General features: G+C 59.7%; 21 protein-coding genes. 18 read left to right on the forward strand and 3 right to left on the reverse strand.

Annotation, left to right across the window (positions count from 1 at the left end; genetic code table 11):
* The first annotated feature begins 46 nt into the window (after positions 1–46).
* The 18 genes from secG (at position 47) to ACP154_RS11990 (ending at position 19,529) form a co-directional block, all read left to right on the forward strand.
* Positions 47–472 carry a preprotein translocase subunit SecG gene (secG, locus tag ACP154_RS11905; protein ID WP_107713163.1) on the forward strand — a complete coding sequence of 142 codons (426 nt, stop codon included), beginning with the start codon at positions 47–49 and terminating at the stop codon, positions 470–472.
* Between the two features lie 5 nt (positions 473–477).
* Positions 478–924 (forward strand): MAPEG family protein, encoded by a 447-nt coding sequence (locus ACP154_RS11910; RefSeq protein ID WP_421858918.1) that lies wholly within the window; start codon positions 478–480, stop codon positions 922–924.
* 71 nt (positions 925–995) lie between these two features.
* A complete protein-coding gene (locus tag ACP154_RS11915; RefSeq protein WP_133723221.1) occupies positions 996–2,624 on the forward strand; it encodes a CTP synthase in 1,629 nt (542 codons plus the stop codon).
* A gap of 112 nt (positions 2,625–2,736) precedes the next feature.
* Positions 2,737–2,919 (forward strand): 50S ribosomal protein L32, encoded by a 183-nt coding sequence (gene rpmF, locus ACP154_RS11920; RefSeq protein WP_022699538.1) that lies wholly within the window; start codon positions 2,737–2,739, stop codon positions 2,917–2,919.
* 169 nt (positions 2,920–3,088) lie between these two features.
* Entirely contained in the window at positions 3,089–4,366 is a 1,278-nt protein-coding gene (gene eno / locus ACP154_RS11925; RefSeq protein WP_421858915.1) for a phosphopyruvate hydratase, read from the forward strand.
* 188 nt (positions 4,367–4,554) lie between these two features.
* Positions 4,555–4,884 carry an FtsB family cell division protein gene (locus tag ACP154_RS11930; protein ID WP_421858912.1) on the forward strand — a complete coding sequence of 110 codons (330 nt, stop codon included), beginning with the start codon at positions 4,555–4,557 and terminating at the stop codon, positions 4,882–4,884.
* A 131-nt stretch (positions 4,885–5,015) separates the two neighbouring features.
* Entirely contained in the window at positions 5,016–6,044 is a 1,029-nt protein-coding gene (gene pdhA, locus ACP154_RS11935; RefSeq protein ID WP_421858909.1) for a pyruvate dehydrogenase (acetyl-transferring) E1 component subunit alpha, read from the forward strand.
* Positions 6,045–6,049: 5 nt separating this feature from the next.
* Complete coding sequence (locus tag ACP154_RS11940) at positions 6,050–7,474, forward strand: pyruvate dehydrogenase complex E1 component subunit beta (RefSeq protein WP_421858906.1); 1,425 nt, start codon at positions 6,050–6,052, stop codon at positions 7,472–7,474.
* Between the two features lie 10 nt (positions 7,475–7,484).
* Entirely contained in the window at positions 7,485–7,916 is a 432-nt protein-coding gene (locus ACP154_RS11945) for a hypothetical protein (protein ID WP_107713169.1), read from the forward strand.
* A gap of 12 nt (positions 7,917–7,928) precedes the next feature.
* A complete protein-coding gene (locus ACP154_RS11950) occupies positions 7,929–9,281 on the forward strand; it encodes a pyruvate dehydrogenase complex dihydrolipoamide acetyltransferase (RefSeq protein ID WP_421858903.1) in 1,353 nt (450 codons plus the stop codon).
* A gap of 88 nt (positions 9,282–9,369) precedes the next feature.
* Positions 9,370–10,839 carry an alpha/beta hydrolase gene (locus ACP154_RS11955; protein ID WP_421858900.1) on the forward strand — a complete coding sequence of 490 codons (1,470 nt, stop codon included), beginning with the start codon at positions 9,370–9,372 and terminating at the stop codon, positions 10,837–10,839.
* A gap of 15 nt (positions 10,840–10,854) precedes the next feature.
* Positions 10,855–12,303, forward strand: coding sequence for a dihydrolipoyl dehydrogenase (gene lpdA, locus ACP154_RS11960; RefSeq protein ID WP_421858897.1), 1,449 nt, complete (start codon positions 10,855–10,857; stop codon positions 12,301–12,303).
* Between the two features lie 94 nt (positions 12,304–12,397).
* The gene (locus ACP154_RS11965; protein WP_421858894.1) at positions 12,398–13,087 is read left to right on the forward strand and encodes a hypothetical protein; all 690 of its coding nucleotides are present in this window, start codon (positions 12,398–12,400) and stop codon (positions 13,085–13,087) included.
* Between the two features lie 145 nt (positions 13,088–13,232).
* Positions 13,233–14,123 carry a hypothetical protein gene (locus ACP154_RS11970; RefSeq protein ID WP_421858892.1) on the forward strand — a complete coding sequence of 297 codons (891 nt, stop codon included), beginning with the start codon at positions 13,233–13,235 and terminating at the stop codon, positions 14,121–14,123.
* Positions 14,124–14,345: 222 nt separating this feature from the next.
* Entirely contained in the window at positions 14,346–15,197 is an 852-nt protein-coding gene (locus ACP154_RS11975; protein ID WP_107713175.1) for a hypothetical protein, read from the forward strand.
* Positions 15,198–15,210: 13 nt separating this feature from the next.
* Positions 15,211–16,464: a hypothetical protein gene (locus ACP154_RS11980; RefSeq protein ID WP_421858889.1), complete on the forward strand. Its 1,254-nt coding sequence runs from the start codon at positions 15,211–15,213 to the stop codon at positions 16,462–16,464.
* Positions 16,465–16,581: 117 nt separating this feature from the next.
* Complete coding sequence (locus tag ACP154_RS11985; protein WP_421858886.1) at positions 16,582–19,023, forward strand: M1 family metallopeptidase; 2,442 nt, start codon at positions 16,582–16,584, stop codon at positions 19,021–19,023.
* 2 nt (positions 19,024–19,025) lie between these two features.
* On the forward strand, positions 19,026–19,529 hold the full coding sequence (locus ACP154_RS11990; protein ID WP_421858883.1) for a DUF6702 family protein: 504 nt from the start codon (positions 19,026–19,028) through the stop codon (positions 19,527–19,529).
* On the opposite strand, the gene ACP154_RS11995 is transcribed toward ACP154_RS11990, so the two are convergent.
* The 3 genes from ACP154_RS11995 to ACP154_RS12005 all read right to left on the reverse strand — a co-directional run bounded on the left by ACP154_RS11995 (position 19,526) and on the right by ACP154_RS12005 (position 22,272).
* Positions 19,526–21,256, reverse strand: coding sequence for an alpha/beta hydrolase family protein (locus tag ACP154_RS11995; protein ID WP_421858881.1), 1,731 nt, complete (start codon positions 21,254–21,256; stop codon positions 19,526–19,528). The genes ACP154_RS11990 and ACP154_RS11995 overlap by 4 nt on opposite strands.
* 124 nt (positions 21,257–21,380) lie before the next feature.
* Positions 21,381–21,980 (reverse strand): hypothetical protein, encoded by a 600-nt coding sequence (locus ACP154_RS12000; protein ID WP_421858879.1) that lies wholly within the window; start codon positions 21,978–21,980, stop codon positions 21,381–21,383.
* Positions 21,967–22,272 (reverse strand): autorepressor SdpR family transcription factor, encoded by a 306-nt coding sequence (locus ACP154_RS12005; protein ID WP_107713181.1) that lies wholly within the window; start codon positions 22,270–22,272, stop codon positions 21,967–21,969. The genes ACP154_RS12000 and ACP154_RS12005 overlap by 14 nt, the downstream gene beginning before the upstream one ends.
* Positions 22,273–22,332: the final 60 nt, after the last annotated feature.

A 22,332-nucleotide genomic window follows, 5' to 3' on the forward strand; every position in this document is an offset into this window, starting at 1 on the left:
CGGCCCTCGCGCGGACGAAACTCTGTTTATTCGGAAACGCCGCGCAATGACTGCTGTCCTTCTGATCATTCACGTTCTTATCGCCGCTGCACTGACCGGGGTGATCTTGATGCAACGCTCTGAGGGCGGTGCGCTTGGCATTGGCGGCGGCGGCCCGAGCGGCATGATGAGCGGCCGCGGCGCCGCCAACCTCCTGACCCGGATCACCATGATCCTGGGCGCGCTGTTCATCGGCAATTCGATTCTGCTGGCGATTATGTCCGGCGTCACCACCAGCACGGGGTCGGTGCTGGATCGCGTGGGCCAGAGCGAAACCAGTTCCGATCTTCCGTTCGGCGATCTTCAGGGTCTCGACGCCGAAGCGATCGATGCGCCTGAGGCGACGATCCCGACCGAGTCTGAGCCTGTTGAAGACGTCCCGGCGCAAGACCCGCCGGCCGAAGATGAGCCGGCCGAATTGCCGAACCGGTAAGGGGCGTGTTCGGTGCGTTTCAAACCGCGCTGATAGAACCTACAGAACTCTTATGGCCGTCAGCCGCCCATTTGGCGCTGACGGCCTTTCTGTATGTGTGGCTGAGTGTTGAACGTGCGCTCTCGGTCCTGAAGCAGCGCAACCGGTACGCCGACTTCGCGCGTCCAGGCGGCGATGCCGGTCGCGGGGCGAGGGTGGCGGCCAATCTGTGTAACCAGTTTGAAGCGCCGCCGTTTTTCCACATGCTCATTTTGGCGCTGGTCCTGGCCGGTGATCCTGTCCAAGGCCAACTCTGGCTGGCATGGGTTTTCGTGTTTGGGCGTGTGTTGCACACAGGCGTTCAGGCCCTGTCAGACGCTGTCCTTTTGCGTGGATTTGTGTTCGCCATAAACTTTTCAGCGCTTGCCGGATTGTGGCTGAGCTTCTTCTTTCAGGCTTTCAGCAGCGCTTAACCGCGATTTCCACGGCGAGTATCAGAACAGACGCTTTTGTCCGCCGCGATTCTGCGCTAAGCAGTCCGCCCATGCCGCGATACATATTCATAACCGGCGGCGTGGTCTCCTCCCTTGGTAAAGGCCTCGCTTCCGCCGCACTCGGCGCGCTTTTGCAAGCGCGCGGGTATAAAGTCCGTCTGCGTAAGCTCGACCCGTATCTCAACGTGGATCCGGGCACGATGTCGCCCTATCAACACGGCGAAGTCTATGTCACTGACGATGGCGCCGAGACAGACCTCGATCTGGGCCATTATGAGCGCTTCACCGGCGTATCCGCCCATCAGAGCGACAACATCACCACGGGCCGGATCTATTCCGAGATCATCGAGCGCGAGCGTCGCGGCGATTATCTGGGCGCAACCGTGCAGGTGATTCCGCACGTCACCGACGCCATCAAGAATTTCGTCCTGTCCGATGCGGGCGACGTGGATTTCGTGCTGTGCGAAATCGGCGGCACGGTGGGCGATATCGAAGGCTTGCCCTTCTTTGAAGCGATCCGTCAGCTCGGTCAGGAACTGGGCCGGGACAACGCCATTTTCATCCACGTCACCTTGCTGCCCTTCATCAAGGCGGCGGGCGAGATGAAGACCAAGCCCACCCAGCACTCCGTGAAAGAGCTGCGCTCGATCGGCATTCAACCCGACATCTTGCTGTGCCGGTGCGAAATCCCGATTGATCCGAGCGACAAGCGCAAGATCGCGCTGTTCTGCAACGTGCCTGAAAACGCCGTTATCGAAGGTCGTGACGCATCGTCGCTCTACCATGTGCCGTTGGAATATCATGATCAGGGCTTTGACCGGGTCGTGCTCGAACGCTTTGGCCTCGGTGATGCGCCAGAGCCGGACCTGACGGTCTGGAACGGCATTTCCGAAGCCGTGAACAATCCCGACGGTGAAGTCACGATCGCGGTTGTGGGCAAGTACACCGTATTGGTGGACGCCTATAAATCGCTGCTGGAAGCGCTGAATCATGGCGGCATCGCCAATGGCGTGAAAGTGAAGGTCAAATGGCTGGACGCCAGCCAGTTCGAGGAAGACGAAAACCTTGTCGAGCTGGAAGACGTGCACGCCATTCTGGTGCCCGGCGGCTTTGGCGAGCGCGGCGCGGAAGGCAAGATCGCCGCGGCGAAGTTCGCCCGCGAGCGCAAGATCCCGTATTTCGGCATTTGCTTTGGCATGCAGATGGCGGTGATCGAGGCGGCCCGCAACCTGGCCGGTCTTGAGGGCGCCAGCAGTTCAGAGTTTGGCGATCCGAAAGTGCCGCTGGTCGGCCTTTTGACCGAATGGGTCAAGGATAACGAGACCGTGCGTCGCCATGTGGACGGGGATTTGGGCGGAACTATGCGTCTAGGCGCGTTCCCGGCCTCTCTCAAAGACGGCTCCAAGGTGCGCGAGATTTACGGCCAGGCCGCGATCCATGAGCGTCACCGTCACCGCTATGAGGTGAACATCGCCTATAAAGAGCAGCTTGAAGAAGCCGGTCTGGTGTTTTCCGGCCTGTCGCCGGACGGGGTTCTGCCCGAGATCGTGGAGTATGCCGACCATCCGTGGTTCATCGGCGTGCAATACCATCCGGAATACAAATCGCGTCCGTTTGACCCGCATCCGCTGTTCGCGAGCTTCGTGGCGGCGGCCAAGGATCATAGCCGTCTGGTGTAACAGCCCTGTTGCACATCAGCCTGCAAACCGGTATAGCCCGCGGCTCACTCGCACAAAGTCCGCTTTGATGCGATCCCGAGTTATTCGCGTTTGAGAACTTAAGGAGAGACCGATGGCGGTCCCTAAGCATAAAGTCACCAAGTCCAAGCGCGGCATGCGTCGCGCGCACGACGCCATCGGCACGACGGCGTACATCGAGGACAAGGATTCCGGCGAACTGCGCCGTCCGCACCATATCGACCTGAAGACCGGCATGTACCGCGGTCGTCAGGTTCTGGATGGCCAGGACGACTAAGCCGGACACCGCGCCGCACGTGCGGCGCGCAGTCTGACAGAAAAAGCCCTGCACCATATCCGGTGCAGGGCTTTTCGCGTTTACGCGCCTCGGTTATGAAGCGCGCATGAAACGTTCACGAGCCGGGCAGGGATGCGCGGCTTGATCCTATTTGAAGGACATCCGCGCCATGACCGCCATTGTCGATATCGCCGCCCGTGAAATTCTCGACAGCCGGGGCAACCCGACTGTGGAAGTGGATGTCTTCCTGGAAGACGGCTCCATGGGGCGCGCGGCTGTTCCGTCAGGCGCTTCCACCGGCGCGCACGAAGCCGTGGAAAAGCGCGATGGCGGAGACCGTTATAAGGGCAAGGGCGTCCTGCAGGCCGTCACCGCGGTCGAGACCGAGATCTTTGAAGCCATCGCCGGCATCGATGCACGCGAGCAGCGCCTGATCGACGAGCTTCTGATCGGCCTCGACGGAACCGAGAACAAGGAGCGTCTGGGCGCCAACGCGCTTCTGGGCGTGTCTCTGGCCACCGCTAAGGCGGCGGCTGAAGCGTCGGGCCTGCCGCTTTATCGCTATGTGGGCGGCGCCAATGCGCGTGTTTTGCCTGCGCCGATGATGAACATCCTCAATGGCGGCGCCCATGCCGACAACCCGGTCGATTTTCAGGAATTCATGATCATGCCGACCGGGCTTGCGACCTTCTCGGAAGCCCTGCGCTGCGGGGCGGAAATCTTCCATGCCCTCAAATCCCAGCTCAAAGCCGACGGGCTGAACACCAATGTGGGCGATGAGGGCGGCTTTGCGCCAGACCTCAAAAGCGCGGAAGCGTGCCTTGATACCATCATGAAGGCGATCGAGACCGCAGGTTATGAGCCGGGCTCTGACGTGACCCTGGCGCTTGATGTGGCCTCCACCGAGTTCTTCAAGGACGGCAAATACGTCATGGAAGGGGCGGGGCGCACCTGCACGTCGGACGAGTTCGCCGAATACCTCAAAGAGCTGGCTTCGGCCTATCCGATCATCTCTATCGAGGACGGCATGGCTGAAGACGACTGGGAAGGCTGGAGGGCCGTCACCTCCATGCTGGACGGCGATGTACAGCTGGTGGGCGATGACCTGTTCGTCACCAACCCTGAGCGTCTGGCGCACGGCATTGAAGTGGGCGCTGCCAATGCGCTGCTTGTGAAGGTCAATCAGATCGGCACGCTGTCTGAAACCATGGACGCAGTCGAAATGGCCCTGCGGTCAGGCTATGGCGCGGTGATGAGCCACCGCTCGGGCGAAACCGAAGACACCACCATCGCCGACCTGGCTGTCGCGCTGAACTGCGGTCAGATCAAGACCGGTTCACTGGCGCGTTCGGACCGTACGGCGAAATACAACCAGCTGCTGCGTATTGAAGCTGAACTGGGCGATGCGGCGATTTATGCCGGCCGCACGGCGATCGCCGCCAGCTAAGCGCTCGAGCGCACACACCATGATGTGGAAACGGCTCGGGTTCGCCCGGGCCGTTTTTTATTCTGAATAGCTTTACAACCAGACGAATCACCTGATTTCTGATTCGCCATAACCCTTCCTTTACTGAGATTGCCTATCGTCTTCTCAGAACGATCCGCAAAAGGCGGGCGGTGGATGGATGGGTTATGATGAAGGTGCTGAAGCGCTTCATCCCCTTGATTGGGTTGGCTTTGGTGATTGGCTATCTCAGCTATCACGCGCTCCATGGCGAGCAGGGTTATCTCAATCATTTGCGCATCAAGGCGCAGATTTCGGCCGCTGAAGCCGAGCTGTCTGACGTACGTGAAACCCGTCAGCACATGGAAGATCGCGTCGCACGCCTGAAGGCGGAGGGCCCTGATGGGTCTGTGGATGTGGATTATCTTGAAGAACGCGCGCGCGCCGTGCTGCGTTTCGCCCACCCAGACGAAATTGTCGTTCAGATTGATCGGGGCGCTCAGCCTGAATTTGGCGGCTAATTCCTCCGATCACGGTTAATTGTTCGCACGCGCAACATAATTTGCGTGCTTTACGTGATCTCATCATCCCTGTTAAAGGCTGGAGTGACGTCAACAGGGAGTGCGAACCCATTGGTTCGCATGTAAAATATATGGCGACGAAACGCTCGACCAGCGCTGCGAACAAGTCCTCCTCCGCGCGCTCTAAAAAATCCGAAGTCTCTCAAGACCAGTTGATGAGCTGGTACAAAGACATGCTGCTGATGCGCCGCTTTGAGGAGAAGGCCGGCCAGCTCTACGGCATGGGCCTGATTGCGGGATTCTGTCACCTCTATATCGGCCAGGAAGCGGTCGTGGTCGGCGTGCAGGGCGCGCTGGAAGAGGGCGACCAGGTGATCACAGGCTATCGCGATCACGCCCACATGCTCGCTACCGGCATGGACCCCAACGGGGTGATGGCCGAGCTGACCGGTCGTGAAGGCGGGTATTCCAAGGGCAAGGGCGGGAGCATGCACATGTTCTCCCGCGACAAGCAGTTCTTCGGCGGTCATGGCATTGTCGGCGCTCAGGTCTCCATCGGCACCGGGCTCGCCTTCTCTGACAAGTACAATAAGAACGGCAAGGTCTGCGCCACCTATTTTGGCGACGGCGCCGCCAATCAGGGCCAGGTCTATGAGAGCTTCAACATGGCCAAGCTCTGGGATCTTCCGGTGGTCTACATCATCGAGAACAACCAGTACGCCATGGGCACGTCTGTGGCCCGCGCCAGCTCTGAGCAGCATCTCTATAAGCGCGGCGCGAGCTTCGGCATTCCCGGTGAAGAAGTGGACGGCATGGACGTGACCGCCGTCTATGACGCCGCCAGCCGCGCTGTGGAGCATGCGCGCTCCGGCAAGGGTCCGTTCATCCTGGAGATGAAGACCTATCGCTATCGGGGCCACTCCATGTCCGACCCCGCGAAATACCGCACCCGCGACGAGGTCAACGACATCCGTGACCACAAGGATCCCATCGATCTGGCGCGCAAGATCATCCTCGACAAAGGCTATGCCGACGAGGACGCGCTCAAGGAGATGGACAAAGAGGTGAAGGCGATCGTCAACAAATCCGCCGACTTCGCCAAAGACAGCCCTGAGCCCGATCCGTCCGAGCTCTACACCGACGTTCTGATCGAGGGTTAAGACACATGCCAATCAAAGTGCTCATGCCCGCCCTGTCTCCCACTATGGAAGAAGGCACGCTGGCGAAATGGACCGTCAAACCCGGCGATCAGGTGAATTCCGGCGATGTGATCGCCGAGATCGAAACCGACAAGGCGACGATGGAAGTCGAAGCCGTCGAAGAGGGCAAGGTCGGCAAACTCCTCGTGGATGAAGGAACCGAAGGCGTTCAGGTGAACGCGCCCATCGCGATCCTTCTGGAAGAGGGCGAGGACGATAGCGCGCTTGAGGGATATGACCCTGAAGCGGATGACGACAGCGAAAGCGCCAAAGCTGACGCGGATGAACAATCGTCAGACACCAAAGGCGAGGCCAAATCTCAGTCCCAATCTGATGACAAGGCCGACGCTCCGAAAAAACCTCAAGGCCAGATCCTCTCCGATCCTGACATTCCCGAAGGGACGAAGATGAAGGAGATCACCATTCGCGACGCCCTGCGCGACGCGATGGCGGAGGAAATGCGGGCGGATGAGACCGTGTTCGTGATGGGCGAGGAAGTCGCCCAGTATCAGGGCGCTTACAAGGTGACTCGCGAATTGCTCGAAGAGTTTGGAGATCAGCGCGTTGTCGACACGCCGATCACCGAGCACGGCTTTGCGGGCCTGGGTGTCGGTGCGGCGTTTGGCGGTCTCAAGCCCATCGTCGAGTTCATGACATTCAATTTCGCCATGCAGGCGATTGACCACATCATCAACTCGGCCGCGAAGACCCTCTACATGTCCGGCGGCCAGATGGGCTGCCCCATGGTGTTCCGCGGCCCGAACGGCGCGGCGTCGCGCGTCGGCGCCCAGCACAGCCAGGATTATTCAAGCTGGTACGCCCATGTGCCGGGCCTGAAAGTGATTGCACCCTATGATGCGGCGGACGCCAAAGGGCTTCTGAAAGCCGCGATCCGCGATCCGAACCCGGTCGTGTTCCTGGAACACGAGCTGATGTATGGCGAGACGTTTGAAATCCCTGACATGGATGATTTCGTGCTGCCCATCGGCAAGGCGAAGATCCGCCGTGAAGGCTCTGACGTCACCATCACCGCGCATTCACGCATGGTGGGCTTTGCCCTCAAGGCCGCTGAAAAGCTGTCTGAAGAGGGGATCGAGGCGGAAGTGATCGATCTTCGCACCCTGCGTCCGCTCGACACCGATACGATCATCCAGTCCGTCAAGAAAACCAACCGTATCGTCTGCGCAGAGGAGGGCTGGGGCCAGCATGGTGTCGGCGCGGAAATCGCTGCGCGGGTGACGCTGGACGCCTTTGATTATCTCGACGCCCCGCCGACCCGGGTCTTCCAGAAAGACGTTCCGCTGCCCTATGCCGCGAACCTTGAAGCCTTGTCGCTCCCGGGCGTGGAGGACATCATCAAGGCCGCCAAGCAGGTGTGTTACGCGGACTAGGAGACGCCGCATGACCGAGGCCGATGTCATCGAACAGATGGTGGAGTACCAGGACATCCTCCTGAACGGGGTCCAGGTCTTCTTCACGGTTGTGTCGGCCTATGTGGTGGCGGTGTGGGTCTTCCTGCGCCATGCCGGGTTCGGTCTGCGGCTCTTCTCGTTTTTCTTTCTCACTCTGGTGCTCGCCTTTCTCGGGCGTGTCGCCTACGGCTCGCAACGCATTCATGACGGCTTTGTCCAGACCCTGATCGAGCTCGATCAGACGGTCGGCCTTTCGCCCACCGGGCAGGCGGCTTTGGACAATGCCCTGACAGGCGTTGACGAGCTGATCCAGAATTCGATGAATGGCGCGCTTGTGGTTGTCTACATCGCGCTGTTCTTCTTGACCTTTTTCGCCCGCTCCACGTTGCGCTCGAACGCGCGGCCGGGCGGTTCTGCTTGACGGAGCCCTTTGATGCCCATCGAAATCCTGATGCCTGCCCTGTCGCCCACCATGGAAGAGGGCACACTGTCCAAATGGACGGTGAAAGAAGGCGATACCGTCAGCTCCGGTGATGTGATCGCCGAGATCGAAACCGACAAGGCGACGATGGAAGTCGAAGCCGTCGATGAAGGCGTGATGGGCAAAATCCTTGTCGAAGAAGGCTCGGAAGGCGTGAAGGTGAACGCGCCCATCGGCCTGCTGCTCGAAGACGGCGAGGACAAGAGCGCGCTGGACGGCTACACGCCCAAGGGGGCCGAGGGCGGGACGTCTGACGATACAGACTCCAAGGCGTCTGATGACAAGCCCAAGAGCGAAGACACGGCCTCCGAGAGCAAGTCGGAAGCCGCTTCCCAGTCGAAATCCGAAGCTCCGGCCTCTGGTTCTTACGAAGGCGAGCGCATCAAGGCGTCGCCATTGGCGCGCCGCATGGCGAAGGACGCGGGTCTTGATCTCAAAGCGCTCGACGGCTCAGGCCCGAAAGGCCGGATCGTCAAACGCGATATCGAAGAGGCCAAGGAGACGGGCGTCGGCAAGGCCGAAGATAAGGCCGCGGCGAAGTCTGAGGCGCCGAAATCTCAGCCCTCCAAGCCGGTCGACGAGCATGAGCCGCTGGCGCAATACGGCATCAGCGCGGACCGCTATGAGATCAAGAAAGCCGATAATATCACCAAGATCTCGGCCAAGCGTTTGTCCGAGAGCTTCCGCGATATTCCACACTTCCCGCTCAATGTGGATTGCCGTCTCGATGCGCTGCTGAAATTCCGCAAGGACATCAACGCCAAGACGCCTGAGGGCGTGAAGGTGTCGGTCAATGACATCCTGATCAAGGCGTCAGGTCTGGCGCTCAAGAAAGTCCCGCAAGCGAACGCCAGCTGGATCGAGGATGGCCGGATCGCTCTGCACAAGCACGCAGATGTCTCTGTCGCCGTGGCGATCGAGGGCGGTCTGATCACGCCCATCATCAAGGATGCGGATCAGAAGGGGCTGGCGCAGATCTCCGCTGAGATGAAAGACCTCGCCGCCCGCGCACGGGACCGCAAGCTCAAGCCTGAGGAATATCAGGGCGGCACCTTCTCCCTGTCCAATCTGGGAATGTTTGGCATCGCCTCCTTCTCTTCGATCATCAATCCGCCCCAGGGCATGATCTTGAGCGTGGGCGCGGGCGAGGAGCGTCCGGTGATCACAGATGGCGCGCTGGCGAAAGCGACGGTGATGACGGTCACCCTGACCTGTGATCACCGTGTCGTTGACGGCGCCAATGGCGCGCGATGGTTGTCCGCCTTCAAGGGCTTCATCGAAGATCCGATGACCATGCTGATGTAAGCGCTGTGTCGCGCTCGCCATTGGCTGCAACCAATCGTGGGCGCACCTGCATCCTTATGAGAGGCGAAACTCCAAAGGATTGAAGATCATGCGCTTGTCCACACTCTGCTTTGCCGGCTCTGTTGCGCTGTTTGCTGCGGGCTGCGCGACGACGTCCGCCCCCAGACCCGCACCAACCGGCGAAGAGCTCGCGTTTGAGCGTTGCCAAGATGCTGGCGATTTCGCTGAGCTGTCGGGCAGCTTGTGCGCGATCATCCAAGCGCCGCTTCACCCTGAAATGCCGGACGCTGGCCGTGTTGATCTGTTCGTGCGCAAATTACCAGCCCAAGGTGATCGCGTGGGCGAGATCTGGATGCTGGCGGGCGGGCCGGGCGAAACCGGGCAGAGCTATTACACCGAGATCGCGGATTTCCGGACGGCGTTCCCCGGCTATGACATCTTCATTCCAGACCATCGCGGGACGGGGCAGTCCACGCGTCTGTGCGCGGGCGAGACGCCAGACAGTCCGGCGGGAACAGCGCTTTCTGGTGAGGAGTTCGGCCCGTGTTTTGGTGAGATCTGGGAACAGGCAGATCGAACCATCGCTTTTTCAATGACCAACGCCGCCCATGATCTTGATTATCTGATCGGTCAGCTTGGCGGCGAAGGTCGCCGGTATGTCTATGGCGTATCTTATGGCACAGGTCTGGCCATGCGGTTTAGCCAGCTGCGCACGGTCGCTGTGGACGGGCTGGTTCTGGATTCTCTTGTTCCGGCGCTGGATGACGCCGAGCATGACCTCAGTCACCGATCTCACACTTATGATGCTGTGGGGCGCGAATTGATTGCGCGCTGCGCAACGGATCCTGTCTGTGACGCCCGGTTTGAAGGCGGGGTCGACGCCGCGTTCAACCAGCTGATCGCCGAGATCGATGCTGGCGAGCGGCCTGACCTTCAAGAATATGTGCCTGGCGGCAATCTCAAGCATGCGCTCGGCATGATGCTCGATACGCCGCAAAGCCGCGCCCTGATCTTTGACGCGCTGGTCCTGGCGATTGAAACCCCAGAGAATTTGCCGGCCTTCTTTGAGACTGAGGTCACGCCCGCCTTTGATCTGTTCGCCGCCGTGCAGTCTTATCCTGACACCGCCTTTTCGATCACGCTCGCGGGCCTGATTGGCGAGTCCGAGACCAATCGTCGTCCGGACATGACGGCCGAGGAGGTGGCGCGAGAGGAAGCCGGACTGGGCTTTACCTCAAGCCTGACTACGGTTCAGACCTTCACCCAGATGCCGCTTTATGAGCGCGACGCTTATTTTGACGCGCCGTATGGCAACTTGCCGCCTATTTTGGTGCTGCAGGGCGATCTTGATCCCAAAACCCCGCTGGCAGGCGCCGAGCGGCATGTCGCGGACATGCGTGAGGCGGGCGGCGATGTGGATTTCGTCATCGTCGAAAATGCACCTCATGCAGTGTGGTTCTTTGCACAAACGTGTGTGCAGCAGAGCCTCGACGCCTTTTTCAACGACCAATCGCCCGCCCCGAGCTGCGCGCTCGATCAGGCGATGCGTCCTTCATAGTTCCCGGAGAGCCCCATGTCGGAAAACAGCTTTGATGTCATCGTGGTCGGTTCCGGGCCCGGCGGTTATGTGGCCGCGATCCGGGCCGCGCAACTGGGCCTGAAGACAGCCATTGTCGAGCGCGAGCATCTGGGCGGCATCTGTCTGAACTGGGGCTGTATTCCGACGAAAGCCTTGCTGCGCTCGGCGGAAATCCTCGATCACGCCAATCACGCCAAATCCTATGGCCTGGTGCTGGAGGGCGAGATGAAACCTGATGTCGACGCGGTTGTGGACCGGTCCCGCAAGGTCTCGGCGCGTCTCAATGGCGGTGTCGGCATGCTGATGAAGAAAAACAAGATCAGCGTGATCTGGGGCGAGGCGAAGCTGACCAAGCCCGGCGAAATCAAGGTCTCCAAACCCTCAAAGCCCGCCGTCGAACCCCAACACCCCCAGCCCAAAAATACGCTGGGCGAGGGGAGCTACACCGCCAAACACATCCTGATCGCCACAGGCGCTCGCCCACGGGCGCTGCCGGGCATTGAGCCGGATGGAGAATTGATCTGGACGTATTTTGAGGCGATGAAGCCGAAAAAGCTGCCAAAGTCCCTTGTGGTTATGGGCTCGGGCGCGATCGGCATCGAATTCGCCAGCTTTTATCTCTCCATGGGCGTGGATGTGACCGTCATCGAACTGATGGACCGGATCATGCCGGTGGAGGACGTTGAAATCTCAAAGATCGCCCGCAAGGCGCTGGAAAAGCGCGGGCTGAAGATCATCACCGGCGCGAAGGTTACGAAAGTCGACAAGCACAAGGACGCTGTGACCGCCCATGTAGAGACGTCTGACGGCAAGACCCAGGAGGTGAAGGCGGATCGACTGATCTCGGCGGTGGGCGTTCAGGGCAATATCGAAAATCTCGGCCTGGAAGAGCTGGGCGTGAAGACCGAGCGCGGCTGCGTGGTGATTGACGGCTATGGCCGCACCAATGTGGATGGGCTTTACGCCATTGGTGATGTGGCCGGCCCGCCCATGCTGGCGCACAAGGCCGAGCATGAAGGCGTCATTTGCGTGGAGAAAATCGCCGGCCTTGAGAACGTCCATCCCATGGAGCCGCTCAAGGTGCCTGGTTGCACCTATTGCAACCCGCAAGTGGCGTCGGTGGGGCTGACTGAAGCAAAGGCGAAAGAGGCGGGTCACGACATTCGGGTCGGCCGTTTCAACTTTGCCGCCAATGGCAAGGCCATCGCGCTCGGTGAAGACAATGGACTGGTGAAAACTATTTTCGATAAAAACACCGGCGAGCTCCTGGGCGCGCATATGGTGGGCGCGGAAGTGACCGAGCTGATCCAGGGTTTCGTGGTCGCTATGGGACTTGAGACCACCGAAGAGGAGCTGATGCACACCGTTTTCCCGCATCCCACGCTGAGCGAGATGATGAAGGAAAGCGTGCTCGACGCTTATGGACGCACGCTGAACAGCTAAAACTTCACTCGCTCTGCATCCAGATCGGGTTCAGCCTGCATCTCCCCTGCAAGTCTCCCCATACGGGGCGATCTTCAACTCTGGGAGAGCAGACATGGTACGGATGAGTTTGAGCGCCCTCTTGGGATCAGTGATGCTGGCCGGCTGCGTACAGGCGTCTGACGGCCCCACCACCACATTTGATGGTCTTGCGGGCCGCCGCACGGTCGACACCAATGGCAATGTGGCGATGAACGGCGCTGCGGTTACGCTGGAAGGCCGCGTGGGCGGATGGGTCGAAATGAATGGCGCATCGGTGGATGTTCGCGCTGATATTGGCGGCGACCTGGAAGCGAACGGCGCAAGCGTCGAAGTGGACGGCCAGATCGCCGGCGCCAGTGAAATCAACGCCGGGTCTGCGCAGCTTGAGGGGGTCTATCTGGGGCCGGTTGCATTGAACGCGGGCAATGCAAGATTGCAGGGGCGATACGCTGGTGAACTGACAGCGAACGCGGGCGCGTTAACGCTTGAGGGGGATCACGCCGCTCCGGTTCGCTTCGCCGGGCAAGGCCGTGAACGTAATTTCCTGGGTCGGGAGCGCCAGGATCAATCACGGCTCGTAATCGAAGGCCATCTGGCGGTTGGCGGGGAAGTCTGCGCCCATGAGGTCATCTTTGAGCGGGGCGCCAGCCTGGGCGGCGTGTTGCATGTTCGTGCGGATACGACCCCCGATCTGCCGGCGGGCATTGCGCCTGAAATGGTCGAGTTCGAACCGCGCAATGGAGCGCGTTGCGATTCGCTCTGACAGCGATAGCTGAGACAGTTGAGGGGCGGTCAGTCATCTGACTGCCCTTTTTCATGACGTCTGTAACCTCACATAGAGTTCACTCGATCCGCCAACCCATCGCCGGTTAAATCTCACGAAGATGAAAACACTGCGAGGGCGGGGCATGAAGCGCGTATGGACAGGCCTTTTATCGGGTTTATTTGTGCTGGGGGCTGGCGCATCCGTGCAAGCCGGCTCAGCCTTTGCGCAATCTCTCAACCCCATACCCTATCTGGGACAACAACCGCCTGGTCTGACACCCGAACCTTTCGCTCCCGGACTGGTCTCGTCTCCGGGCTATGAATATGGCGGCGTGTTCTCGCCGGAGATGGACGCGTTCTATTTCATCCGGGGCAGGGGTGAGGGCGCTGCACAAGACTTCGTCGTTTTCGACTATAAAGAGGAAGGCTGGCGCGAGACGGTGCTGTCGCCTCGGGTCGGTCAGCCCTTTATTGCCCCTGATGGAGCCACGCTGCATCTGGGCAGGCGGTATATGGAGCGCTCCGATACGGGATGGTCAGAGATTTATTCGCTGGGTCCACCGTTCGATACCTTTCAAATCATGCGTCTGACGGCGTCGTCCGCTGGAACCTATGTGTTTGATGAGATCGGCTCTGCAGACGGGGACGGTGTGCTGAGATATTCGCGGCTGGTGGATGGCGTTCGAGAAGCCCCCAAGCCTTTCAGCGCGACGATCAATACCGGAACCTTCAACGCTCATCCGTTCATCGCACCCGATGAGTCTTATATTTTATGGGATGGCCGCAGGCCGAGCGGATTTGGCGGCTCGGATATCTATGTCAGTTTCCGGCAGGCTAATGGTGAATGGGGCCCGGCGATCAATCTGGGCGAGGCGATCAATACACCCGCCTGGGAAGCCTCTGCGAGCGTCACCCCGGATGGACAGTATCTCTTCTTTCACAGGATGATTCGGCCCGCGGACGGCGACGGTCTGCCTGATGTCGATATTTTTTGGGTGGACGCACAAATCCTCGACACGCTTCGACCCGACTAAACTGACGAAGCTGCGAGGGCGAGCGTGCGCCCATTACATCCTGATTTCATGTTGGAAAGGCGGTCCGTGATGCGGGCCGCCTTATTGTTGATTTGAGCCCGTTTCGGCCCGAGATATGAAAATATTTATCGTTTTTCGAAAAATTTCGCTTCCTTATCGAGTTTCGATATGATATCGAGTTTCGATAAGGTTGGTCATATAAGAAATATCGGGGAACCCGAAATGACACGTCTCCTTCTCACGACAGCCGTCGCCAGCGTTCTGGCGTTGACCGGCTGCATAGATGTAACGATTGGAACGCCGGCTTACGCCTCAAGCAATGATACGAGCCTCAGAGGCGGGGATTTTACGGCGGTTCTGGATGAGCCTGGTGATTTTCGACTGGCGGGCGCCGATGTGCGCGTGTCTGGTGAAGTCTCGGGACGGCTGCGGGTCAGCGCAGCCGATTTCGTGGCGCGTGATTTTCACGCCGGCGCCTTGACGGTCACGGCGGCCGACATCGCCTTCACTGGCGATGTGGATGGGCCGGTGACGCTCACCGCGTCGGATGTGAGCTGGCGCGGCAGTATTGGCGAGAGCGCTGAGATCCGGGCGGCGGATCTGGACTTTGACGGTCGTCTTGACGGACGCCTGTTCGCCCAGGTCGCAGATGCCCGTCTGTCGGGCGTTTTCCATGACCTGGAAGTGTCCGCCGCGGATCTGGAATTGGACCGCCACAGCCATGTCCAGGGCGATGTTCGCGCCAATGTGGCTGATTTTGAACATGATGGAGTCATTGACGGTCGTCTCGACCTCAGCGCCCGCTCGGTCTGGCTCAATGGCGATCTGAACGCCCCAATGGTTCTGAATGTGGATCCCGGACGCGGACGTCTGGATCCCGAAGATGGTCTGGTTGAACTGAACGGCCGCTCGGTCGGCGGTTCGATCTGTGCGCGCCGCGTGGTTGTGCGAGGGCAGGTGACTGGCCCGCTGACCATCATGGCGGATGCGCCGCCTGAACTGCGCGATGGCGCTCAGGCTGCCGACATCACTTTCACGGCCCGCAATGGCCAGCGTTGCGAACGCAACTCGTAAAAGGAGAGGTTTGATGATCAAGTCTCTGAAAAGACAATTGCATTCCCTACTGGTCGCCGGGTTCCTGTGTGGCGCGGCGAGCGGCGCAGCCCAGGCGGGGCAGTATATCGGCGGAGATCTCAACCTCTCGCTTGATGAAAATGATGATGTTCTGGTGCTGGCGGCCGATGTGGTGGGCGAGGGCCGTATCGGGGGCGATCTCACGGTGTTCGCCGCTGATGTTCGCATGAATGTGACCGTGGAGGGCGAAGTGCAGATCGTCGCCGCGGATATCGAGTTGGACGGCTCAATCCAGGGCGAAGTCGGGCTGGCGGGGGCGGATATCCGCGTTGGCGCCGAGCTGTTTGACGATCTGGACGCAGCGGGCGCTGACTTGACGCTGAACGGGACAGTCGCGGGCAATGCCTCTCTCGCAGGGTCAACTGTCATTCTGACGCCGGACGCCGTTGTTTCTGGTGAAACCGAGATCGGCGCACGCGAGCTCTACATGGAAGGACGTTTGGGCCAGGCTGTCGAAATTCATGCGCGTGACGTCGTGATTTCCGGCACAATTGAGGGTCCCCTGGATATTCGTGCGCGTGACGTCGTCATCGAAAGCAGCGCTGTGATTACAGGACCGATCACCGTGCGGGCCCCCAAGCCGCCGCAAGTGGCGGAGGGAGCGCAAATCGGTGAACTGGATTACCAGGTGTACGATTTTGATGACGAGACCGACTTTGATGGACCGAACGTCAATATCGGGATTGATGATCTTGGTTTCGCGCCGAGCCCGTGGGCGATTGGCGGTGTGTTTACGGCGAGCGCCTTTCTGCTGGGCCTTCTGGTGTCCCTGGCGAGTCCCAAAGGTGTGGCGAGCATCGCCAGTGCGTTCCGTCGCAAACCCTGGGTTTCCGGTCTGCTGGGATTGGTGGTTCTGGCTGTGCTGCCGATCCTGACCATCACATTGTTCGTGTTGTTGCTGGCCACAGTGATCGGTATTCCGTTGGCTTTCCTGCTGATCTTCGCGCTGCCGATCGTCCTGTTCCTGTCTTACGTGTTCGGCGGCGTTGTTGTCGGCGATCTGATCATGAACCGGACGGGCGAGCCGGCGGGCTTTGGTTTGCGGGCGGGCTCCTTGCTGGTCGCGCTACTGGTGCTGGGCTTATTGTCTGTGATCCCGTTCCTGGGCTGGCTGATCAGCATGATCGTGTTCTGTATCGGCTTGGGCGCGTGGACGATCGCCTTGTTCTCACGCACGAAACCGACGCCCAACATGGATGCCGTGTAATGAATTAAGTACAGCGTTACCCTGTTACAATCCCGGTCGACCTTGTAGGTTGGCCGGGATTTTTTTGTTCGTAAGCGGGCATAGAACCGCAGACTTGCTTCAATCGGGGGAGCGCTCATGTCCTTGTTTAAAGTCGCCTTGGCGGCTGGCGCAGCACTGGTGATCAGTGCGCCCAGCTTTGCTGATCCTATCCGTCAGACCACCAATAACTGGCGCGACGCCTTCCGCCAGCTTGAGGATGAGGACTGGCCTTCACCCAACCGCGAACGCCGCGCCACGGGCGCGCCGGGGCCGGATTACTGGCAGCAGCAAGTCGATTATGACATCGACGTGGCGTTCGATGAGAACTCGCGCGTGCTGACCGGCTCCGCCACGGTCACCTACACCAATAACGCCCCGGATACGCTGGACTATCTGTGGTTCCTGATGGATCAGAACCGCTTCCGTCCGGACTCCATCGCCGTCATGACGGAAACGGTCGGCGGCGCCTCCCGCGCCAATTCGCGCACCGGAGCCGCGGCGAGCGTCGACGGCGTGTCTGCGCGGACGCTCAATCGCGCCCGGCGTCTGGATGCAGACGGGCTTGGCTTCAACGTGAATGGCGTCACGCTTGAGGGCGGTCAGGCGCTCGACTTCACAGTGGTCGATACGCTGATGCGAATTGATCTGCCCGAAACGCTGGAAACGGGTGACTCCGTCACTTTCACGATCGATTGGGACCACGTCCTGATCGAGACCGCCGTGATCGGCGGACGGTCAGGCTGGGAATGCTTTGACGAAGACGGCGAGGGCGGCGACTGCATCTATCAGATGGCGCAATGGTTCCCGCGCGCGGCCGCCTTCTCAGATTATGAAGGCTGGCACAATAAAGCCTTTTTGGGCCGCGGCGAGTTCACGCTGGAATTTGGTGACTATGACGTCGCCATCACTGTGCCGCAGGATTTCGTGGTCGCTGCGACCGGCGAGCTCCAGAACGCGGACGCCGTCCTGACCGACGCCCAGCGCGAGCGACTGGAAGAGGCTGCGACATCTGACGAGCCGGTCTTCATCATCACCCCTGACGAGGCCCGCGCCAATGAACGCCGCGGCACCCGCTCCACCACGACCTGGGAATTCTCGGCTGAGAATGTCCGTGACTTCGCCTGGGCGACCTCGCGCAAATTCATCTGGGACGCCGTCGGCGTCGAACAGGATGGCGGCGGGCAAGCGCCGGACCGCGTGATGGCGATGAGCTTTTATCCCAATGAGGCCGAGCCGCTCTGGTCGACCTATTCGACCCGCGCTATCGAGCACACGATCGACGTCTATAACGAGTTCTCCTTCCCCTATCCGTACCCGACCGCACAGTCGATTTCGGGACCCCAAGGCGGCATGGAATACCCGATGATCACGTTTAACGGCGCGAGCTATGGCCGCCCGGTGATCGGCGATGATGGCGAGCTGACTTATTCACGCCGCGCCAAGCATGGCCTGATCGGGGTGATCATCCACGAGATCGGCCATATCTATTTCCCGATGGTGGTGAATTCCGATGAGCGTCAATGGACCTGGATGGATGAAGGCCTGAACACCTTCTTGCAATTCCAGGCCGAGCGTCGCTGGTCAGAAGACTATCCGGTGCGTCGCGGTGATCCCGACCTGATCGCCAATTACATGGTCTCCACCAATCAGGTGCCGATCATGACCCAGTCTGATTCCATCCCGCAGTTTGGCAATAACGCCTATGGCAAGCCGGCCACGGCCCTGGTCGTGCTGCGGGAAACCGTAATGGGGCGCGAGCTCTTTGATCGGGCCTTCCGCGAATACGCCGAGCGGTGGCGCTTCAAGCGTCCGACGCCGTATGACTTCTTCCGCACCATGGAAGAGAGCTCAGGCATCGACCTTGATTGGTTCTGGCGGGGCTGGTTTTACTCCACCGACCATGTGGACATCGCCATCACCAGCGTCACAGAAGGCACGGTGAACACTGAAGACCCCGAGATCGAGAATGCGCTTGCTCGTCAGCGGGATGCGGAGACCTCAAACTCCACGACCTTGCAGAACAATATCGAAGAGGGCCTAGCCTTCTACGAAGACGAGAACCCTGAAATCCAAGACTTCTACTCGGCCAATGATCCGCATATCGTCACCAACCGCCAGCGTGAAGCTTATGAAAGCTTGCGTGATGGTGATCTGCCCGAGCATGAAGCAGCTGCGCTTGATTTTGACGGCTATGTCTACTTCGTGAATCTGGAAAACCAGGGCGGTGTCGTGATGCCGGTCATCCTGGAGTTCAGCTTCGCGGACGGAACGACGGACGAAGTGCGTATTCCGGCTGAAATCTGGCGTTTCAACCCTGAAGCCGCGATCTGGCGCTACATCACAGACAAACAAGTCGTTTCCGTGGAGCTGGACCCGCATCTTGAGACCGCAGACGCGGATCGCACGGATAATTATTATCCGCCGCGAATCCAGCCGAGCCGTCTTGAGGTGTATCGCAACACCTCCAGCCCGTCCTCGCTGATGGACGATATGGATCTGCGCGTTGAACGCGGCAGCATCCAGACTCGAGATCAGTAAGCATGGGGTCCGTTATCCGGACGCTGGTTCTGGCCGTTGCGCTTTGCGCAACGGCCAGTTCCGCTTACGCCCATCGGCTTCATGCCGGACTGACGGATATCTCGGTCAATGCGACCACGGGCGAGCTTGAGGTCGTACACCGGCTTTATACGCACGACCTGCACCCCGCGATCGGGTTTAACGCCATTGACGACACAGAGCTTTACGAGACCCGCGAAGGCTTGTTGCGTCTGGGCGCTTACGCTGCTGCGCGTTTCTCCATGCGTGTTGAAGGCGAGGGGCCAATGCCGCTGCGCTATGTCGGCGCTGAACCTGATGGCGAATTCACCTTCTTCTATTTTGTCGGAGACGCGCCTGAGCCCGGGGCGTCCGTGATTATCGACAACCGTTTGCTGGTGGATTTTCTCCCCAGCCAGTCCAATTTGACAAACATTCGTCTGGGTGGGGATGTCCAGTCCCTGACCCAGGGACCGGACTCCCGGGCGCCTGGACGCGCGCGCTTCTAGTGCGAGGAGCCGAAGCGTTCATTGATCCAGTCGGCGATCAGCGCCATGACTTCGGGATCAAAGGTTTCGTCAATCTGGGCATATTCAGTCATGAGCCCGGTCTGGGCGTTCTGGAACAGATGGTTGCGTCCCTCCAGCACGACGATTTGCGCATCGGGCAGGTCAGCCATCAGGGTCTCCAGGCCAGCCACGTTGGGCTCGGCGACGATCTGTAGATCCAGCGTGCCTTGCAGGGCCAGAACAGGCTGATCCATCTGTGCGAACCAGTCCGCCGGATCATAGTTCACCAGAGTGCGGTACCAGTCCCGGCTCATGGAATTGATGAAGGTCGTCTTTTGATCGACCGGCACTTGAAGAATGGCGAGGGTCTCGTCCGTCAACAGGCCCTCCAGCGCGTCTTCGGCGCTTTCCCGGTCACGCGCATGGCGTACCGCGTCCACCAGCGTCTCCATAACCTCGACGCGCGCGCGGGTTTCTGCGTGATCAAGGCCCATGGCGTCAGAGTTCGCCACGATCTGGTCAATGATGAAGCGATGCCCTGGCGTGCCAGGCCCCGCCAACACAATAACGAAGGCGGTTTCGCTGTGTTCGGCGGCGACGATCGGCGCGATCAGCCCGCCCTCGCTGTGACCGGCTAATCCGACAGCATTGATATGAGGATGGTTGCGCATCCAGTCCGCTATTGCGGCGGCGTCAGAGGCGAAGTCGTATGAAGTTGCGCTGGCGAAATCACCGGTCGAGTCCGCAAACCCCCGATCATCATAACGCAGCACGGCGATGCCCTGACGGGTCAAATGATCAGCCAGAACCGCGAAAGGCTGGTGGGTCCAGACGCTCTCGTCGCGGTCTTGCGGGCCGGAGCCTGAGATCAGCACCACGCCCGGAAACGGGCCTTCGCCTTCGGGCAGGGTCAGGCTGCCCGCCAGCGTCACCCCCTCGGCGTCGGGATTGTCGATCCGGACCTCTTCGATGGTGTAAGGGAAGGGCGCTTGCGGGGTTTGGGGGCGATTGAGAGCTTCCACAGTCTGGGATACGCGCTCAAACGTGACCGTGACGGTCTCAAATCCGGGACGGATCCAGTCGCCGCTCAATGTGTTGTCATTGACCTGGCCTTGATAGGTCACATTGGCGGCGGGCACCTGAAAGGACACTGCATCGCCGGAGCGGCGTAAGTTGCGGACTGGAATGTCGTAGGCGGCTTGTGAGACGGAATCGAGCGTGACCTGTGTGCCGCCTCCGTCGGTCTGGATGTTCAATACGAACTTCAGCTCGGTATCGTTGCGGACCAGCTGACCCTCCCAACGTCCGTCCAGGCCGTCGATGAAGACGGCGGCGTCTTCTGTCGGTCGCGCAAAGCTTGTGGGAATCTGCATGCCTTGGGTGAAGACGCCGTCATAACTCGCTTCGGCGTCGTTCCACTCGCCCTCAAAACTGGCTCCGATTCCTGCGATCGTGAACTCAAAGCGATCTTGGGTGATCAATACGGTGCTGATCGGAATAAATTGGCCTGGGGCCTGGTCGAGGCTCTCCAGAACCGCTGTCTGACCGCCGTTTTCATCAAGGGTGACTGTGACCTGAAGACGGATGTTTCCGCCCGGCGTTTCAAGTGTCGCCAGCCAGTCTCCAGAGCGATCCGTGATCGATTGCGCGCTGGCGAGACCTGTAACCAGCAAGATCAGAAATCCGCCAGCCAGTATCGTGAACAGGGAGGAGTGCTTTTTGGCCATGGAGTACCTCTTTCTTTTTGTGATTGGAGTGGACACAGCTCTCCTGTTCAGCGGCGAAACCCGCTGTTGAGCCCTGTCAGAATAAGGGGAGCCGGAGCGCTTCAAACGCGCCGGAGGACGGACGTCAGGCTTGTGAGTTTGAGCCCAGCATGACCGTCAGGCACCGGGCCACCACGAGAAGGGAGCCGCACACGGCAATAGCAGTGAGTGCGAGCGCTGAATAATCTTGAGGTGTGATGAAAGCGGCGAGGATGTAGAGCGCGCCCGTGATCATCAGCACCAGCCCGGAGAACCGGGCGACGGCCTGGCGTTTGGCTTGGGACGCGCCTCCCGAGCTTAACGAGGTCGGGCGTTTCGGGATCGCATTGGCGATGACAATCATGGCGATGCCGAAGGCGCTGCCCAGAATACGCACCTCCCAGGCGTCGGTGATCCAGGTGAACCCGGAGGTGAACACGACGGTTAAACCCATCGGGATCAGGATCAGAATTCCGGCGGAGCGAATCGACTGCCGCAGCGTGACGCGATCTTCTTCGGGCGGCTTGTTATGCTGGTTGCTGAATTTGAGGGTTTCCACGATCAACCAGGCGACGGGTAAGAAAATCGCGCCCAGAATAAACATCCAGGCTTCTCCAGGTTCGCGAACAGCCATGACGCCGGCCAGCGGAAAGCTCAGAGCCAAAATGGCGGCAGTGGAATAAAACGGAGCTTTAGTCTGCGCCATTGTCTTGGTCCTTTGTGTCTGTGGTGGAGCCGTCACCCAGGCCGAACGTTTTGGCGAACCCGAGGAGCGCGTCTTCAAGAACGCTAAGCTTGATGCGGTAAGTGACGGTTTTTCCTGTTTTAGTCGCGTCCACCAGATTAGCGTCCTTCAGCACGGAGAAGTGCGCTGACATGGTGGGTTTGGAGACGTCGAACTCTGCCGCCAGCTCTCCCGCCGTCATGGGGCGTTCGCGCAGCAGCTCAAGAACCCGGCGTCGTGTGGGGTCAGAGAGGGCTTTGAATACGGTGCTCATGAATAGACAATTAGCTAATCGTCGAAATGAAAGCAAGCTAATAATTCGTCATTTGTCTAA

Source organism: Oceanicaulis sp., assembly GCF_965249665.1.
Lineage (GTDB): Bacteria > Pseudomonadota > Alphaproteobacteria > Caulobacterales > Maricaulaceae > Oceanicaulis.

What these genes read in the sequence shown, in the direction of transcription:
- rpmF (WP_022699538.1), top strand. Translation starts at nt 2,737, where the DNA reads ATGGCGGTCCCTAAGCATAAAGTCACCAAGTCCAAGCGCGGCATGCGT.
- ACP154_RS11975 (WP_107713175.1), top strand. Translation starts at nt 14,346, where the DNA reads ATGACACGTCTCCTTCTCACGACAGCCGTCGCCAGCGTTCTGGCGTTG.
- secG (WP_107713163.1), top strand. Translation starts at nt 47, where the DNA reads ATGACTGCTGTCCTTCTGATCATTCACGTTCTTATCGCCGCTGCACTG.
- ACP154_RS11950 (WP_421858903.1), top strand. Translation starts at nt 7,929, where the DNA reads ATGCCCATCGAAATCCTGATGCCTGCCCTGTCGCCCACCATGGAAGAG.
- lpdA (WP_421858897.1), top strand. Translation starts at nt 10,855, where the DNA reads ATGTCGGAAAACAGCTTTGATGTCATCGTGGTCGGTTCCGGGCCCGGC.
- ACP154_RS11930 (WP_421858912.1), top strand. Translation starts at nt 4,555, where the DNA reads ATGAAGGTGCTGAAGCGCTTCATCCCCTTGATTGGGTTGGCTTTGGTG.
- ACP154_RS12005 (WP_107713181.1), bottom strand. Translation starts at nt 22,272, where the DNA reads ATGAGCACCGTATTCAAAGCCCTCTCTGACCCCACACGACGCCGGGTT.
- ACP154_RS11915 (WP_133723221.1), top strand. Translation starts at nt 996, where the DNA reads ATGCCGCGATACATATTCATAACCGGCGGCGTGGTCTCCTCCCTTGGT.
- ACP154_RS11965 (WP_421858894.1), top strand. Translation starts at nt 12,398, where the DNA reads ATGGTACGGATGAGTTTGAGCGCCCTCTTGGGATCAGTGATGCTGGCC.
- ACP154_RS11995 (WP_421858881.1), bottom strand. Translation starts at nt 21,256, where the DNA reads ATGGCCAAAAAGCACTCCTCCCTGTTCACGATACTGGCTGGCGGATTT.
- ACP154_RS11985 (WP_421858886.1), top strand. Translation starts at nt 16,582, where the DNA reads ATGTCCTTGTTTAAAGTCGCCTTGGCGGCTGGCGCAGCACTGGTGATC.
- ACP154_RS11955 (WP_421858900.1), top strand. Translation starts at nt 9,370, where the DNA reads ATGCGCTTGTCCACACTCTGCTTTGCCGGCTCTGTTGCGCTGTTTGCT.
- eno (WP_421858915.1), top strand. Translation starts at nt 3,089, where the DNA reads ATGACCGCCATTGTCGATATCGCCGCCCGTGAAATTCTCGACAGCCGG.
- ACP154_RS11970 (WP_421858892.1), top strand. Translation starts at nt 13,233, where the DNA reads ATGAAGCGCGTATGGACAGGCCTTTTATCGGGTTTATTTGTGCTGGGG.
- ACP154_RS11945 (WP_107713169.1), top strand. Translation starts at nt 7,485, where the DNA reads ATGACCGAGGCCGATGTCATCGAACAGATGGTGGAGTACCAGGACATC.
- ACP154_RS11980 (WP_421858889.1), top strand. Translation starts at nt 15,211, where the DNA reads ATGATCAAGTCTCTGAAAAGACAATTGCATTCCCTACTGGTCGCCGGG.
- ACP154_RS12000 (WP_421858879.1), bottom strand. Translation starts at nt 21,980, where the DNA reads ATGGCGCAGACTAAAGCTCCGTTTTATTCCACTGCCGCCATTTTGGCT.
- ACP154_RS11990 (WP_421858883.1), top strand. Translation starts at nt 19,026, where the DNA reads ATGGGGTCCGTTATCCGGACGCTGGTTCTGGCCGTTGCGCTTTGCGCA.
- pdhA (WP_421858909.1), top strand. Translation starts at nt 5,016, where the DNA reads ATGGCGACGAAACGCTCGACCAGCGCTGCGAACAAGTCCTCCTCCGCG.
- ACP154_RS11940 (WP_421858906.1), top strand. Translation starts at nt 6,050, where the DNA reads ATGCCAATCAAAGTGCTCATGCCCGCCCTGTCTCCCACTATGGAAGAA.